The organism is Tatumella terrea (genome assembly GCF_039523755.1).
Taxonomy (GTDB): Bacteria; Pseudomonadota; Gammaproteobacteria; order Enterobacterales; family Enterobacteriaceae; genus Tatumella; species Tatumella terrea.
Genome location: NZ_BAAAFX010000015.1, coordinates 46,583 through 63,239 on the forward strand (window position 1 = coordinate 46,583; position 16,657 = coordinate 63,239).

At 52.7% G+C, this 16,657-nt stretch carries 12 protein-coding genes; 3 read left to right on the plus strand and 9 right to left on the minus strand.

Annotated features, from left to right (window positions below; all coding sequences use genetic code 11):
* Window positions 1–26: 26 nt before the first annotated feature.
* From wecC to trxA, 6 genes are all read right to left on the minus strand, one after another.
* Window positions 27–1,286, minus strand: coding sequence for a UDP-N-acetyl-D-mannosamine dehydrogenase (gene wecC / locus ABD035_RS11810; protein ID WP_343870387.1), 1,260 nt, complete (start codon window positions 1,284–1,286; stop codon window positions 27–29).
* Complete coding sequence (gene wecB / locus ABD035_RS11815) at window positions 1,283–2,413, minus strand: non-hydrolyzing UDP-N-acetylglucosamine 2-epimerase (RefSeq protein ID WP_343870403.1); 1,131 nt, start codon at window positions 2,411–2,413, stop codon at window positions 1,283–1,285. Before wecB ends, wecC begins: the two co-directional genes overlap by 4 nt.
* A gap of 38 nt (window positions 2,414–2,451) precedes the next feature.
* Window positions 2,452–3,291, minus strand: coding sequence for a Wzz/FepE/Etk N-terminal domain-containing protein (locus tag ABD035_RS11820; protein WP_343870389.1), 840 nt, complete (start codon window positions 3,289–3,291; stop codon window positions 2,452–2,454).
* Between the two features lie 33 nt (window positions 3,292–3,324).
* Window positions 3,325–4,407: a UDP-N-acetylglucosamine--undecaprenyl-phosphate N-acetylglucosaminephosphotransferase gene (gene wecA, locus ABD035_RS11825; protein ID WP_343870391.1), complete on the minus strand. Its 1,083-nt coding sequence runs from the start codon at window positions 4,405–4,407 to the stop codon at window positions 3,325–3,327.
* A 255-nt stretch (window positions 4,408–4,662) separates the two neighbouring features.
* Window positions 4,663–5,922 carry a transcription termination factor Rho gene (gene rho, locus ABD035_RS11830; RefSeq protein WP_212714234.1) on the minus strand — a complete coding sequence of 420 codons (1,260 nt, stop codon included), beginning with the start codon at window positions 5,920–5,922 and terminating at the stop codon, window positions 4,663–4,665.
* Between the two features lie 347 nt (window positions 5,923–6,269).
* Window positions 6,270–6,602 (minus strand): thioredoxin TrxA, encoded by a 333-nt coding sequence (gene trxA, locus ABD035_RS11835; RefSeq protein WP_025904146.1) that lies wholly within the window; start codon window positions 6,600–6,602, stop codon window positions 6,270–6,272.
* A gap of 117 nt (window positions 6,603–6,719) precedes the next feature.
* Between trxA and rhlB the strand changes: the two genes are divergently transcribed.
* The gene (rhlB, locus tag ABD035_RS11840) at window positions 6,720–8,009 is read left to right on the plus strand and encodes an ATP-dependent RNA helicase RhlB (protein ID WP_212714235.1); all 1,290 of its coding nucleotides are present in this window, start codon (window positions 6,720–6,722) and stop codon (window positions 8,007–8,009) included.
* Between the two features lie 7 nt (window positions 8,010–8,016).
* Complete coding sequence (gene gppA / locus ABD035_RS11845; protein ID WP_343870395.1) at window positions 8,017–9,501, plus strand: guanosine-5'-triphosphate,3'-diphosphate diphosphatase; 1,485 nt, start codon at window positions 8,017–8,019, stop codon at window positions 9,499–9,501.
* A 32-nt stretch (window positions 9,502–9,533) separates the two neighbouring features.
* On the opposite strand, the gene rep is transcribed toward gppA, so the two are convergent.
* Complete coding sequence (gene rep, locus ABD035_RS11850; RefSeq protein WP_212714237.1) at window positions 9,534–11,561, minus strand: DNA helicase Rep; 2,028 nt, start codon at window positions 11,559–11,561, stop codon at window positions 9,534–9,536.
* 80 nt (window positions 11,562–11,641) lie between these two features.
* Here rep and ppiC point away from each other — a divergent pair, with 80 nt between their 5' ends.
* Entirely contained in the window at window positions 11,642–11,923 is a 282-nt protein-coding gene (gene ppiC, locus ABD035_RS11855) for a peptidylprolyl isomerase PpiC (RefSeq protein WP_212714238.1), read from the plus strand.
* A 43-nt stretch (window positions 11,924–11,966) separates the two neighbouring features.
* Here ppiC and ABD035_RS11860 read toward each other — a convergent pair whose 3' ends face one another.
* Both ABD035_RS11860 and hmsP read right to left on the minus strand, forming a co-directional pair.
* Complete coding sequence (locus ABD035_RS11860) at window positions 11,967–13,442, minus strand: M16 family metallopeptidase (protein ID WP_212714239.1); 1,476 nt, start codon at window positions 13,440–13,442, stop codon at window positions 11,967–11,969.
* 404 nt (window positions 13,443–13,846) lie between these two features.
* Window positions 13,847–15,859 (minus strand): biofilm formation regulator HmsP, encoded by a 2,013-nt coding sequence (hmsP, locus tag ABD035_RS11865; protein ID WP_343870399.1) that lies wholly within the window; start codon window positions 15,857–15,859, stop codon window positions 13,847–13,849.
* Window positions 15,860–16,657: the final 798 nt, after the last annotated feature.

Sequence of the window (16,657 nt, forward strand, 5' to 3'; positions counted from 1 at the left end):
CACTCCCTGTCTGTCTGCGTTGAGGTTTATCCCCAGATGCCCCGGGTATCGACTCTGCGTCGATCCGCGAGCAACGCGGGATCAATGTGCAGGAACTGTTGATGATCCACCAGCATGACCAGGATATCGGCGTGCTGCAGGGCATTCGTGCTGTCAGTCAGCGTCACTTTACCCGCTAACGCCGCCGGAACCGTATCAATGTGCGGTTCCACCACCAGCACTTCTCCCTGATGCCAGTCACTGATCATCCCGACAACATCTAATGCCGGGCTTTCACGTAAATCATCGATATTAGCTTTGAAGGCCAGCCCGAAGCAGGCAATGCGGATGTCCGCAGCACGCTTACCGGTAGCATTCAGGCAATCAGCCAGTTGCTGTTTTACCTGATTCAGCACCCATTGTGGCTTACTGTCATTGACTTCCCGGGCCGTACGGATAAGACGGGCCTGTTGCGGGTTTTGTGCCACAATAAACCACGGGTCAACGGCGATGCAGTGGCCGCCCACCCCGGGCCCCGGTTGCAGAATATTGACCCGGGGATGACGGTTAGCCAAAGCTATCAGTTGCCAGACATTGATCTGCTGCTCATCACAAATCATTGAGAGCTCGTTAGCAAAGGCAATATTAACATCGCGGAAACTGTTTTCAGTCAGCTTGCACATTTCTGCGGTACGGTCGTCGGTCGTGACACATTCCCCCTTCAGAAACAGACGATATAGCTCACAGGCGCGTTCGGCACAGCGTTCCGTCATTCCCCCCACGACCCGGTCATTATTAACCAGTTCAGTCATGATTTTTCCGGGCAACACCCGCTCGGGACAATAGGCAACATGAATATCCGGCGATCTACTTTGCGACGGAAAGACCAGGTCAGGCCGTAGCGCAGCGAGCCATCCGGCAAGCTGACCCGTGGTACCGACCGGCGAGGTGGATTCCAGGATCACCAGATCGCCTTTCTTCAGCACACCGGCAATAGACTCTGCCGCCGCACGGACATAACGTAAATCCGGCTGATGACCCTCAGCAAAAGGCGTCGGCACGGCGATAAGAAAGGCATCGGCCGGCTCCGGGGTCAGTGCTGCCCGTAAATAGCCTTCACGCACCGCCCGGGCCACCACCTGATCAAGATCCGGTTCGATAATATGGATATGGCCGCGGTTGATGATATCAACGGTACGCGGGTTCACATCAACCCCAATCACTTTTTGTTTCTCAGAGGCAAAAACTGCCGCCGTAGGCAGGCCGATATAGCCGAGGCCGACAACAGAAATCGTTCCAAAACTCATAACGTTACTCTGTGCTGTTTTAGTATTTTTATAATTTGCTGGCAGGCGGTACCGTCGCCATACGGATTATGCGCCCCGCACATGGCCTGGCGGTGATCAGCATCCTGTAATAATAAGGAGGCCTGCTCCACAATCTTCGTAATATCCGTACCGACCAGTCGTACAGTGCCTGCCGCAACCGCTTCAGGACGTTCCGTTGTCTCACGCATCACCAGTACCGGGATGCCCAGTGCGGGAGCTTCTTCCTGTATCCCGCCGGAATCTGTCAGGATCAACCGTGCACGGTTCATCAGCCAGACAAAAGGTAAGTAATCCTGCGGCTCTATCAGGAAAATATTGGTGATCCCCTGCAGGATACGTCTGACCGGCGCACTGACATTCGGATTAAGGTGCACCGGATAGACTATCTGAGCCTCCGGATGCCGGACAGCCAGTTCGGCCAGCGCACTGCAAATCCGCTCAAACCCCTCACCAAAGCTCTCTCTGCGATGGCCGGTGACCAGTATCATCGGTTGTTCCGGGTTTAGAAAGGGGTATCGTGCCGCCAGTTGTTGCTCCAGCGTGCTGTCCCCGAGAATTTTTGCTCTCACCGACAACAACGCATCGATGACCGTATTCCCGGTCACAAAGATCCGCTCAGCAGGAATATTTTCCCGCAACAGGTTCTCACGCGAACAGTCGGTCGGCGCAAAATGAAAGCGGGCCAGATGCCCGGCAATTTTGCGGTTACCCTCTTCGGGCCAGGGAGAAAAGAGGTCCCCGGTACGCAATCCGGCCTCAATATGGCCGACCGGAATACGCTGATAATACGCAGCCAGACTGGCGGCCATCGTGGTGGTCGTGTCTCCATGTACCAGCACAATATCCGGACGAAATTCTGCCAGTACCTGTTGCAGGCTTTGCAGAATACGGCAGGTGATGGCGGTCAGATCCTGGCCGGGTCGCATGATATCAAGATCGTAATCCGGCGCCAGCCGGAATAAACGTAAAACCTGGTCGAGCATTTCACGATGTTGTGCCGTCACGCATAAGCGTGATTCAATCTGCGCATCCCCTGCCAGCGCAGTGACCAGGGGGGCCATTTTTATGGCTTCCGGACGCGTGCCGAAAACAGTCAGTACTTTCACAACGGCTCCTTTCGGATCGAGCGGTTTATCTGCCACCATCAGGTCACCTGACGGCGGCTAATCGCAATGATCGCTCCCGCGATCGCACCGGTCACGCCCCACATCACCATCAGCAGCACCAGACGCGGGCTTTCCCGGCTGACGGGTGGCTCAGGGGAACGTAAATAGCGCCATGTCCGGATATCGTCCGATAGCCGTGGCTCAGCCCCTATCGGTGTCGATGGTGATACCGACGAGGCCGGAGCCGCTATCGGTCCTGCGTCTGCCGGTGATTTCATGGCCCGGACCTGGTTCGCCCGCCACTGACTTTGCCATTCTTCCCGTAAGTTGCTGTTCAGCACAGCGACCGCCCGCTGGCTGGCAAAACTGACATAGTCGCTCAGTAAATGGCTGGAGGCTGCCGCATTATCAGCCAGCAGTATCACCGTATCATGGGTTCCACGGGCTGCATCCGCAGGCTGAAAGCGGATGTCGCTTATCAGCCGGTCAAGAATCATGGCCTGCCGGTTCGGATGCGCCTTCACTTTGTCGCGGAAGTAATCCGAACGACGCCAGAAATCCCGGCGACTGTCCCAGGAGGAAAGCTGTAACAGAAACTCCTGATACACCTCATCACAGACCGCTGAAGCATTCAGTGCCGATGAGGTGTCCCCTTCCAGCAGTGTCAGCAGTTGCCGTTGATCGTAATAAACGGCCAACTGACTCAGTTGCGGCCGGTCAACGATCGCCGTTGAACTCCAGACCTGTCTTGCCCAGTGTGCATAACCCGCGGCCAGCAACACGCCGGCCAGGGCAACACCGGCAATCAGTGTCTTACCCCGCCACAACCGCCTGAATAACAACGCAATATCCAGTTCATTTTCAACAGAAGAAGCCATACAGGTCAGTCCTTATTACCGGGGAAATCCGGGTTAATCCCGGTCGTTACGATCATTATGCAGGTTGTGCCAGCGGCGTTTCAGCCGCCGGATCAGTCTGGCGACCCGCCAGGCATGCCGCAGGCAATAGCCATAGCCTGAAAACGCCACCAGGAATAACACCATCATTACCCATTCGGGGATAGGCAGATATTCACCGATAACCCCGATAGCTGCGAGTATGGCAGCAGACAGGGTGATCAGTAAAAATGCCTGACGGGAACTGAAGCCGGCACGCATGATAAGGTGATGGATATGCTGGCGATCTGCAGAAAACGGACTCATCCCTTTATGCAAACGGCGATACATAATGGCAACCATATCCATTAACGGGATGGCGATGATCCAGAGGGCGGTGACCGGCCGGATATCATGGGTCGAGCCCTGGGTCGCTTCGAGCAGGATCCAGATGATAGTGAAACCAATCATCGTACTGCCGGCATCGCCCATAAATACTTTATAGCGCCGGCCGAGTAGCCCGAGGTTGAGTAAGGTATAAGGCAGAGTGGCGGCAATCATCGCAAAGCACCAGAATGCCATGCTGAGTTGCCCTTTCAGAAAAAGAATAATCCCTAATGCACCAAAGCTGACGCACGACAGTCCGCCCAGCAGTCCGTCGATTCCATCGACCATATTGAAGGCATTGATCGCCGCCCAGACGGCAAAGAGTGTCAGCAGATAACCGAACGGCCCGACGCTTAATTCGATGGGACCAATGACAAAGCCAAAACTTATCAGATAGTGGTCGGCACCGGCCATCATCATAATTGCGATGGCTGCCTGTACCAGCGCACGCAGTTTGACACTGATATCGAACCGGTCATCCAGCGCCCCCACCAGCACCAGTACGCCTGCACAGCAGAGGTAGAGTGTGGCATGTGGCTGATAGCTGTTCGTCAGCAACAGGGCAAAACAAATGCCCGCAAACACCGAGATACCGCCGACCAGAGGAATCGCTCCCTGATGGCGTTTACGGTAATCGGGCCTATCCACCAGTCCCACTTTTTTCGCCAGCTTGCGGGCGAAAAATAAAAATCCCAGCGAGAAAAGAAAAGTCAGACAGAGTTCAGAACTCATCTCGAGTAAATTCACATTAAACGCTCTCAGTTAGAATTCTCACTACGATAAAAAACTCCTGACGTTTTTACCTTGATTCAGAGAGTGAGTTCTGTGCTGCCGGCGACATTCTTCGCAGATGTGGTCCCCATGTGTAGCTCCGTCACAAATTTCCCTGTCCCTGATAATGCTATAACCTGTTCAATAAAAACGCCACGTAAAGACGTGGCGTTTCACTACTTTCAACAAATTCCTACGACCGGAAAAAACGATCGATTAAGAACGCTTCATCATATCGAAGAATTCTTCGTTTGTTTTGGTCATCGCGAGTTTGTTGATCAGGAATTCCATTGCATCAATCTCACCCATCGGGTGGATGATTTTACGCAGGATCCACATTTTCTGCAGCTCTTCAGGCGTGGTCAGTAATTCTTCTTTACGGGTTCCCGAGCGGTTGTAATCAATGGCCGGGAACACACGTTTTTCAGCAATTTTACGCGACAGATGCAGTTCCATATTACCGGTCCCTTTAAACTCTTCATAGATGACTTCATCCATTTTAGAGCCGGTATCCACCAGTGCGGTGGCAATAATGGTCAGGCTTCCGCCCTCTTCCACATTACGGGCAGCACCAAAGAAACGTTTCGGACGGTGTAATGCATTCGCATCCACACCCCCGGTCAGGACTTTACCGGACGCCGGGACCACGGTGTTATAGGCACGGGCCAGACGGGTAATGGAGTCCAGCAGGATGATGACATCTTTCTTGTGCTCAACCAGGCGCTTGGCTTTCTCGATAACCATTTCTGCGACCTGAACGTGACGGGAAGCTGGCTCATCGAACGTCGACGCAACGACTTCACCTTTCACCAGACGCTGCATCTCGGTCACTTCTTCCGGACGTTCATCGATAAGCAGGACCATCAGCTCACAATCAGGATAGTTGTAGGCGATGCTCTGCGCGATGTTCTGCAGTAACATGGTTTTACCTGCTTTCGGTGGCGCGACGATCAGACCACGCTGTCCGCGACCAATGGGCGATGCCAGGTCCAGCACACGGGCAGTGATATCTTCGGTCGACCCATTACCACGTTCCATACGCAGACGATTGTTGGCATGCAGCGGGGTAAGGTTTTCGAACAGGATTTTATTGCGGGCGTTTTCAGGTTTGTCGTAGTTAACTTCGTTGACTTTCAGCAGGGCAAAGTAACGCTCACCTTCTTTCGGCGGGCGTATTTTCCCGGCGATGGTGTCACCCGTACGCAGGTTGAAGCGACGGATCTGGCTCGGCGATACATAAATATCATCCGGACCGGCAAGGTAAGAGCTGTCCGCTGAACGCAGGAAACCAAAGCCATCCTGCAGGATTTCCAGAACACCATCACCAAAGATGTCTTCACCACTTTTCGCATGCTGCTTAAGAATGGCAAAAATAATGTCCTGTTTGCGCATACGCGCGAGGTTTTCCAACCCCATATTTTCGCCGAGAGTAATCAGCTCAGAAACCGGCGTATTTTTTAATTCGGTAAGATTCATAGTGATGGGTTCTTGACTCGGGGTATTACTCGAAATGTTAGTCATGAGTGGTATGGCAGGAAATCCGGCCTGTAACCTGTAAATAGAAATATGTTAACCAGGTGTCCGACAATGAAGTCATCAATATACAGAGACAATCTATGACGAGACAGCCTTAATGCGACGTGGTGGTAACCCACCGGATTGCTAACCCACTCTGACGGATACACAGACCGGCTTAACAAAAGGAAATCTTAGATTCTGACTACTGGTAAGAGCGTAATGCAGTAGGATTAACTTAGCACGACAAAAAGCAGACGTCTAGTGACAGCACAAAAATAAACCACCACCGACGTCTGTATTTGATCTTAACCCAGATTAGCGTTCAGGAATTCTTTCAGCTGACCTTTGGATAATGCCCCGACCTTGGTCGCAGCAACTTCACCGTTTTTAAATAACAGTAACGTCGGGATACCACGAATACCGTATTTAGGCGCTGTGCCCGGGTTATCATCGATATTCAGCTTAGCAACCGTCAGTTTGCCCTGATATTCTTCAGCGACTTCATCAAGGATTGGCGCGATCATTTTGCAAGGACCACACCATTCAGCCCAGAAGTCTACCAGTGTCACACCTTCCGCTTTCAGGACGTCGGTTTCGAAACTGTCATCGGTCAAGTGAACAATTTTATCGCTGCTCATGTTTTGCTCCACAAAATTATGCCTGGTGAATTGGCGTAAAATGTATCAACGTAAGTTGACTTTATTTCATTGGATACGCTTTCGTAAAGCGACATTAAGCTGATATTCTACCACACTATGAGCAAAACACACTTAACAGAAAAGAAGTTTTCCGACTTCGCGCTGCACTCTCAGGTAGTGAAAGCCCTTGATAGTAAAGGATTTCAGTACTGTACACCGATTCAGGCACTCGCACTGCCTTACACCCTTTCTGGGCGTGATATCGCGGGTCAGGCGCAAACCGGTACGGGGAAAACGATGGCGTTTCTGACGTCAACGTTCCATTATTTACTCTCTCACCCGGCCGCAGAAGGCCGAAAAGTGAATCAGCCACGGGCATTAATCATGGCTCCGACCCGCGAACTCGCGGTGCAGATCCATGCCGATGCAGAACCCCTGGCACAGAGCACCGGATTACGCCTGGGGCTTGCCTATGGCGGTGATGGTTACGATAAGCAGCTGAAAGTTCTGGAACAGGGTGTTGATATCCTGATTGGTACCACCGGCCGACTGATTGATTATGCCAAACAGAACTACATCGACCTGAGCGCTATCCAGGTTGTGGTGCTCGATGAAGCCGATCGGATGTTTGATCTGGGCTTTATCAAAGATATTCGCTGGTTATTCCGCCGGATGCCTGCGGCTTCTCAGCGACTGAATATGCTGTTTTCCGCGACCCTGTCATGGCGTGTGCGTGAACTGGCATTTGAACACATGAACAATGCAGAATATGTCGAAGTTGAACCTGATCAGAAAACAGGTCACCGCATAAAAGAAGAGCTTTTCTACCCGTCTAACGACGAGAAAATGCGCTTACTGCAATCACTGGTCGAAGAAGAGTGGCCTGATCGCGCCATTATTTTTGCCAATACCAAACATCGCTGTGAGGATGTCTGGGGGCACCTGGCGGCAGATGGCCACCGTGTCGGACTGTTAACCGGTGATGTCCCACAGAAAAAACGCCTGCGTATTCTGGAAGACTTTACTAAAGGGAATCTGGATATTCTGGTGGCAACCGATGTTGCTGCGCGTGGATTACATATTCCGGAAGTGACACATGTGTTTAACTACGACCTGCCGGATGACCGTGAAGATTACGTTCACCGTATAGGCCGGACCGGGCGTGCAGGTGCCAGCGGACATTCTATCAGCCTCGCGTGTGAAGAATATGCGCTTAATCTGCCGGCCATCGAAGAATACATTGGCCACAATATCCCGGTCAGTAAGTATAACAGTGAAGCTTTATTGACAGATTTACCTGCCCCTAAACGGCTGGCACGCCGTCCGGCAAATAACAGCCGCAGGAGCAGTAATAACAATCGTCGAAACGGGCCTCCACGCAACAATAACCGTAAACGTTCAGGTTAAGTCAGCCATGCAGAGCGCATCATCACTTTATGCTGCTATTGATTTAGGTTCTAACAGTTTTCATATGCTGGTGGTGCGCGGTATTTCCGGCAGCATCCAGACCGTTGCCAGGATCAAACGTAAGGTGCGCCTGGCGACCGGCCTGAGTCAGGAAAATCATCTTTCTGACGAAGCGATGGCCCGGGGCTGGCAATGTTTGCGCTTATTTGCAGAACAACTGCAGGATATTCCCGTCAGCCAGATCCGTGTGGTCGCGACCGCTACCCTGCGTCTGGCAACGAATGCACAGCAGTTTCTGTCGGTGGCAGAGGATATTCTGGGGTGCCCTGTCGAGGTCATCAGCGGCGAAGAAGAAGCCCGCCTTATCTATCAGGGAGTCGCCCATACCACCGGGGGGCCGGACCAGCGCCTGGTCGTCGATATCGGGGGCGGCAGTACCGAACTGGTCACCGGTTCAGGGGCCGAGGCGACAGCATTGTTCAGCCTGTCCATGGGCTGTGTCACCTGGCTTGAGCGTTACTTTACCGATCGCTGCCTGACCAAAGCCAATTTTGAGCGTGCAGAGCTCGCGGCACAGGAAAAAGTCCGCGAAGTGGCCGCCACATTACGCGGGCATGGCTGGAAAATCTGCGTAGGCGCTTCAGGAACGGTTCAGGCACTGCAGGAAATCATGGTCGCTCAGGGGATGGATGAACAGATCACCCTGAACAAACTGTTGCAGTTGAAACAGCGGGCTATTCAGTGCGGTAAACTTGAAGAGCTGGAAATTGAAGGACTGACACTGGAACGTGCGCTGGTTTTCCCCAGCGGTTTGTCTATCCTGATTGCCATTTTCCGTGAACTGCAGATAGACAGCATGACCCTGGCCGGAGGCGCACTGCGTGAAGGGCTGGTCTACGGTATGCTGAACCTGCCTATCGACAAAGATATCCGTACCCGGACCTTACACAATATCCAGAACCGTTTTTCCATCGATGCCGAACAGGCCACGCGTGTGGAACAACTGGCAGAGGTTTTTTTCCGTCAGGTAAGCCAGAGCTGGAAGCTGGATGCCCGCTGTCGGGAGTTATTGCAGAGTGCCTGTGCTATTCATGAAATAGGCCTCAGTGTTGACCACCGCCAGGCACCGCGTCATTCGGCGTATCTGGTCCGCTCGCTCGATCTTCCTGGCTTTACGCCGGCACAGAAAAACCTGTTGTCTTCGTTACTGGAAAACCAGCAGGGAAGTATTGATCTGGCGCTGCTGGCCCGGCAGAACGCTTTACCCCCCCGGCTGGCAGAACGAATTTGCCGGTTACTGAGACTGGCGATCATTTTTTCCAGCCGGCGCCGTGACAATACGTTACCTGCTGTCAGGTTACAGGCCGATGACGAAGAGATGCACCTGACGCTGCCCGCAGGCTGGCTGGAAGCCCATCCGCTGCGTGCTGAGTTTCTGGAACAGGAATGTCACTATCAGAGTTATGTCCACTGGACACTGACCCTGAGCTAAGCGGCAATACCGGCCCTTCCGGGCCGGTAAACTTAGCCGTTTTGCTTTTTAGACTGCTCAAGCATTGCGCGTAAGCCTGCCACCCGGCTCTGGCTGTTGACCATGCGCTCTTCGCTGCTCATTTTTTTACGTTCCCCCTCCCATACTAAATCATCCTGCGGTAACTCAAGCAGGAAGCGACTGGGCTCCGGACGCATCTGTTCTCCATACTGACGACGTTCACGACACAGAGTGAAGGTAAGCTCTTTCTGTGCGCGGGTAATTCCCACGTACGCCAGACGACGTTCTTCTTCGATATTCTGCTCGTCGATGCTGCTCTGATGTGGCAGTAACCCTTCTTCCATCCCGACCAGATACACATAAGGAAATTCCAGACCTTTTGACGCATGCAGGGTCATCAGTTGCACCTGGTCCTGATCATCATCGCTCTCTCCCCGCTCCATCATATCGCGCAGGGTAAAACGGGTGACCACCTGTGTCAGCGTCATCGGCTCATCGAGATCCGTGCCTTCCAGCATTTCTGTCATCCAGCGGAACAGAGTATTCACGTTTTTCATCCGCATTTCGGCGGCCTTCGGGCTGGCAGAGCTTTCATACAGCCAGCTTTCGTAATCAATACCGTGGATCAGGTCACGCACGGCGGCCACGGGTTCCCGTTCACTGAGCGTTACCAGCGAATTCAGCCAATGGGTAAAACGCTGCAAATGTTCCAGGCTGCGGGCCGGTAAGCGTTCGCCCAGACCGAGGTCAAAACTGGCATGAAACAGGCTTTTATTCCGGATGCCGGCCCACTCGCCCAGTTTCTGCAGCGTTGCCGGGCCGATTTCACGTCGCGGCGTATTCACAATCCGCAGAAAGGCACTGTCATCTTCCGGATTCGTTAATACCCGCAGGTAGGCCAGAATATCTTTGATCTCGGGACGGGAGAAGAAAGATGTCCCGCCGGAAATCCGGTAGGGAATACGGTTTTGCATCAGTAGTTTTTCAAACACCCGTGACTGATGGTTTCCCCGGTACAGAATGGCATAATCGCGGTAATGGGTTTTGTTAATGAAGTGATGAGCAATCAACTCCCCGGTCACTCTTTCCGCTTCATGATCTTCATTGTTGGCGGTGATAACTTTCAGCAGGCTCCCTTCCCCGAGCTCAGAGAACAGTTTCTTTTCAAACACATGTGGATTATTAGCAATCAGGATATTGGCAGAACGCAGTATCCGCTGCGAAGAGCGGTAATTCTGTTCCAGTTTGATCACTTCCAGGGCCGGAAAATCCTGTTTCAGCAGCACCAGGTTCTGCGGCCTGGCACCTCGCCAGGAATAAATCGACTGATCATCGTCTCCCACCACCGTGAAACGGGCCCGGGAACCGACCAGTAATTTGACCAGCTGATACTGGCTGGTATTGGTATCCTGATACTCATCGACCAGCAGATAGCGGATACGCTGCTGCCAGCGTTCCCTGACCTGCTCATTACGCTGCAGCAATAGCGTCGGCAACAGGATCAGGTCATCAAAGTCCAGCACGTTGCAGGCGCGTAAATGCTGATCATACAACTGGTAACAGTGCGCAAAAATGGCCTCCTGCCCGGCGCGGGCGAGACCCGCGGCCCCCGCAGGATCAATCAGATCATTTTTCCAGTTAGAGATGGTCGAGATCAGTTGCTGCAGTAGTGCTTTATCTTCTTCCAGCCAGGGGCGGGTCAGCTCTTTCAGCAGCGCCATCTGGTCCTGATCATCAAACAGGGAAAAATTCGATTTCATTCCCAGTGCGGCATATTCACGCTTAATGATTTCCAGTCCCAGGGTATGGAAGGTCGAAATAAATAATCCCCTGGCCTCTTTTCGCCCGAGAGTCTGCGCCACACGCTCTTTCATTTCCCGTGAGGCTTTGTTGGTAAAGGTCACGGCGGCGATATGCCGGGCCTGATACCCGCATTCCCGAATGAGGTGGGCAATTTTGTTGGTGATCACACGAGTTTTGCCAGAACCGGCGCCCGCCAGCACCAGACATGGACCGGTAACATACCCGACGGCATGCTGCTGACCGGGGTTTAAACGCATAAGAAATCGCTCTGTTTGTGACTTAAAGGATGGTATATAAGGCGGCAAGTATACACATCTCAGATTCAGGGAGTCGAGATATGGCAAAGACAGCCGCCGCATTACATATTCTGGTCAAAGAAGAAGCACAGGCCAGAGAATTATTACTCCGCCTGCAAAAAGGAGCCAGCTTTCAGCAACTGGCGAAACAGCACTCCACCTGCCCCTCCGGCAGGAAAGGCGGTGAGCTGGGTGAATTTCGTCGTGGTCAGATGGTTCCGGCATTTGATAAAGCCGTATTTTCCTGCCCGCTACTGACGCCTTACGGCCCGGTAAAAACCAGCTTCGGTTACCATATCATCAAAGTGCTGTGGCGTAGCTGATCCGTCGTTGATCAGCGCCACAGCACTCTGTACTGCTCCCCCGCTAGGAAGAAGCCGCAGATGTCGCTGTACTGACCGGAAGGGTAACGTCGTTCTGGTCAGGAGTGACAATATTATCAAACGTTTCCCGCAGACTATTGACCGGAATCGCTGGCTCATTTTTCGGCTGTACCAGCACCATGGTAAAGGGCTGAGCAAGCAGGGTATGCAGCTGATGGTTTAATGTGTCTGCGGTCAGGCCGGCTAAGAATGCCTGCCGTAAACGCTGGTACTGTTCCGGAGAAATATCCACCACCGAGTTTTGCTGTGAGCGCAAACGCTGGGCAACCAGGATATCGGTGCCGGTTCTGGCATAAGTCGCGTACAACGTGTTGAGTTCAGCCAGTTTCGCGGTCATCAGATGATCAAATTCATCCTGAGACAAGCCTTTGTCGCGTAATGTGACAAAATCTTTTGCTACCCGCTCAAGTTGCGCTGGCAGATGATCCCCGGAGGTATCGATATTCAGTCCGCACTGTGCACGCTGATAATAGACCCGACAGTCCAGCCCGAACACCGCATCTGGCCCGGTGTTATCTCCGGTGGCCGGATGCAGATGCCAGTAAAGCACCTCACGGGCTAAATCTTCCAGCCAGTACTGCTGTAATGTCTGTGAATCGGTAATCGGTGACCAGGGCATATCCCAGATCAGTGACAACCTGTCGGTGGCCCGCTCATCGTCTGCCAGGCCCACGGCCCTACCCGTCAGTGGCGGTAATATGGCCATCGGTGCCGGAGTGCTGCGTCTGCCTTTCAGCGGACTAAAGGCTTTGCTGATTTGTTCGGATAATGCACGGCTATCTACATTCCCGACCACATATAACGTCATCGCATCCGGGGTATACCACTGATGGTAGAAATCACTCAGCCCGGGGAGGTTAACCGGCGTGACGGGGCTGACCTGAGGATCATGGGCTAATAACGCCGACCCTTTCAGCCGGTAACGCCACCAGGCGGAGGCCGGATTCGCAGGCCAGGTACTGGTAGGGTCTGAGGCTGCCTCTGCGGTATTAACGATCTGCGGGTCAATGGACATATTGCCGGCAGTGGCGGCCAGCCATTGCAGCGCATCTTTCATCAGGTCTGGCCGGTTAGCGGGCAGACTCAGGTTATATTGCGTGTAATCATATGACGTAATCGCTGGAGGTAATGCGCCCTGCTTATTGATACTCTGCTGCCATATCTCACGCTGCTGAGCAGGGGTGATCGCCGTATTATGCACCAGTGCAATACGTGTCAGGAGATGGCTGTAACCGGTCTGCGATGTGTTCTCGTTCAGTGATCCGCTTTCGACGACCAGCCGTAATTCCACATCATCTGACGGACGCTGTGGCGTCGAAAGTACCTGCCAGCCGAATCCGTTTTTCAGTTTCCCTTGCTGCCAGGCAGGATCTGGCTGAAGGGCCTCGGCATGCAACGTAAAACTGGTCGCTGCGAACAAAATCCCGCCCATCCAGTGCAAAAGTTTGGTGCCCTGCATGTGAACCCCTAATTTCAAATGGTGAAAATATTATTTTCACAGGTAATTCATCGTGATACGTGGTCTTCAGCCAGAGCTGAACCTGTTTTAAATAGATCATCGCTTTTTTGACCGCAGAAAAAACAGGATGTCACGCAGCAACAGAAAAAAATATTCAGAATAATTTCGGGCATTATTATGCAAAAGTCCGGAGGAGCGGCAAGGAAAAAGCGGGGATTCATCGAAAAAGTTGATGAAAGAGGATCAATTCCTGCCTTTAGTCAGCTTTTTTGTACAAAGAATGTCTTAATTTACTTTCCGGCTGCCGGAGGCTGACGCCTGCCCCGCCCTCAGCATCAGGGAACGGCACCCTCACATTCTGCCGGCCGCCAGTCCACCCCGGCGACAGCAGGAGGTGCGAAAATCTAACGACCTTTCGGTGTGCTGTCAGATAAACCCAGCCAGCGTTTGTTAAATTCCTGCTCCGGTAATGCCGGCGAATAAAGATAGCCCTGCGCAATATGAATACCACGGTCAATCAGCCAGTCCCGTTGCTCTACCGTTTCGACGCCTTCTGCAATAACATCCAACTGCATTATGCCGGCTATCGAAGACACAATACGGACCATTGTATCATCTGCAGGCAAGGCACTAACAAAGCTGCGATCAAGTTTCAGACGTCTGACCGGTAATGAACGGAACTGATGCAAATAATGCAGATTCGAATATCCCATACCAAAGTCATCCAGCACGACAGATACCCCGGTTTTTTCAATCGGGCGGAGAAGTTCCATGGCCCGTTCGGTATCAGAAATTTTAGCGGTCTCCGTCAGTTCCAGCACAAAACTGCCCGGATTAACGTTCAGGCTGCTGAGCAGATTCTGCAGATGGCTGACCATCGACGGATCCTGTAATTGCAGCGCTGAGGTATTCACGCTCAGGGGTAAAGTAATGCCGTGCGACTGCCAGACATTCAGGATGCGGCAAGCCTCTTCAAAGACCCAGCGCCCGATTTCCGGCATCACACCGATATCTTCAGCCGTAGTAATGAAATCTTCCGGCAGCGCATATTGGCCATTTTCACGGCGAATACGCAATAAAGCCTCAGCCCCTGCCAGCGCGCCGGTATCCATATTCACCTGCGGCTGAAGGTAGAGCGCAAATTCTTTATTATGAATCCCCTGCAATATGTCGTGGAACTGTGCCATTCTCAGCCGGGCACGTTCCTCCAACACGGGGTCAAAAAACAGGATCTGATTAATACCTTCCTGACCGGCCGATGTCATCGCCGAAATCCCGCGCTCCAGAAATTCTGCAGCTTTTAAGGGTTCCTGCTCCATTACCGCCAGACCGATACTCACCGCTGGTCGTAACGGGACATCCTGAAGATTTAACGGCAGCGTCAGTTCTTCCATCAGTAACTGTGCCTGACGCATTAATTGCAGCGGCTGGGCCGAATGTTCATAAAACATCACAAAATCACTGTCCGACAATTGCGACAGGATACCCTGCGTCCCCATCGCCCGGCGCAGCTTACGTGCCATCAGCAACTGAAAAGTATCTTTATTTTTCGGGGTCAGTATATCCGGTAATACCTCAATACGAACCACCATCAACGCCACGATCTGACTGGCTTTCTTCTGGTGCAGATACTGGTCCAGCAGGGCCAGAAACAGCGTGCGGTTGGGTAAATCTGTCAGTTTAAAATGGGTGTTCAGTCGTTCGACTTCATTATTAATGGATGCCATTAATGACTGATTCTGGTTGATACAACGGACCAGTACACCGATTTCATCATCATTGTGCCCCTGCGGCAGCCGCAGGTGAGTACTGTTCCCGTTATTTCCGCTTTTATCCTGCAATTGCTGACAGATACTGCGTAACGGATGCACCATCAGGCGGTTAATAAACCAGCTAACGGTAACGGACAGTACCAGAGCCAGTAACAGATAAGTGATCACCATGGTAGACAGCGTACTGATCACAAACTGATAGACCCGGCCGTTATCGGCTTCCAGAACCAGCCAGGCCAGAGGTTTCGGCAACCCGGCCTGTTCTGCGGGGTACAGCGGGACAGAGATCCTGACCGGCAGACGGAAGATATGCGCCATCAGCGGCGGTACGGACTGCGTACCGGTAAAGTCCACATGCAGGGTCTGTAATTTATCGGGAAGAAGAATATCCGCCCGACCCAGAATACCTGCGGGTTTCAGCGTATTCAGAAGCTGCTCTGCCGTAGGAATATCGGCTTTCAGCACCGCCTCCGACAATGGCTGCCGGATGGTGTGAGCAATATTTTCCATTTGCTGCGCGTATTCTGTAATGCGTTGCTGAACAAAATGAAATAATTGCACCGCAATAAAAATACAGACAACCAATATTGCTACGGCAGAAACCGTAGTCATTTGTTTAATGGTAAGGGAGCGCTGAACTCGCAAGAGATTCTCCGAGGGAGGATGCCGTTAAGTATTTAAAGTATATAGTAATACACTCTTGTTGCTATCCGGTATTATGGGTAAAGAGACGCAAATTAAGTTAATTCCGGGTATTGTTACGGGACTTATTGATAACTCTGAATATTAACATACGCCGGAATACTCCGGGTCGCCACTTTTTCGCGGACCGTCCGGGGGGTGCACCGGGAAAACCGGAAGATGGCTTTTTCAGGACAGTGAATATTCCGTTCGCTTTATATTAAGGCATGCTGCCTTAGCCCCGCCGGGGGCGACCGGGCAAAGGGCGCATGGCCGCGCCCTCTGCACTCCGGGCCTGGCGACAAGCCTGCCCGCCGCTGCACGGTACCTTCGCTCACTCATTTGTCCTTGACGGACCGGTCACGATTCGCTCCTGCTCAGCGTGACCTCTCGCCGCGTCCCTGCGGCTCGTCCTGGACGCATTCGCTCGCTCAGCGGTGCGATGTCGCGGTAAGTCACCGGGTTGTAGCACGGAGAAAACCGGAGGATTTTTTCTCAGTCTGTGGGAATGAATTTGGCTGTTGTTTAATGTCAGATCGTGAATATTCCGTTCGCTTTATGTTAAGGCAGGCTGCCTTTGCCCCGCCGGTATGGGACCGGTGAAAAACCGGAAGAGGTTTTTTATCTCAGTATGGTGAGTATTCCGTTCGCTTTATATTAAGGCATGCTGCCTTAGCCCCGCCGGGGGCGACCGGGCAAAGGGCGCAGGGCCGCGCCCTCTGCACTCCCAGCCTTGCGACAAGCCTGCCCGCCGCTGCGCGG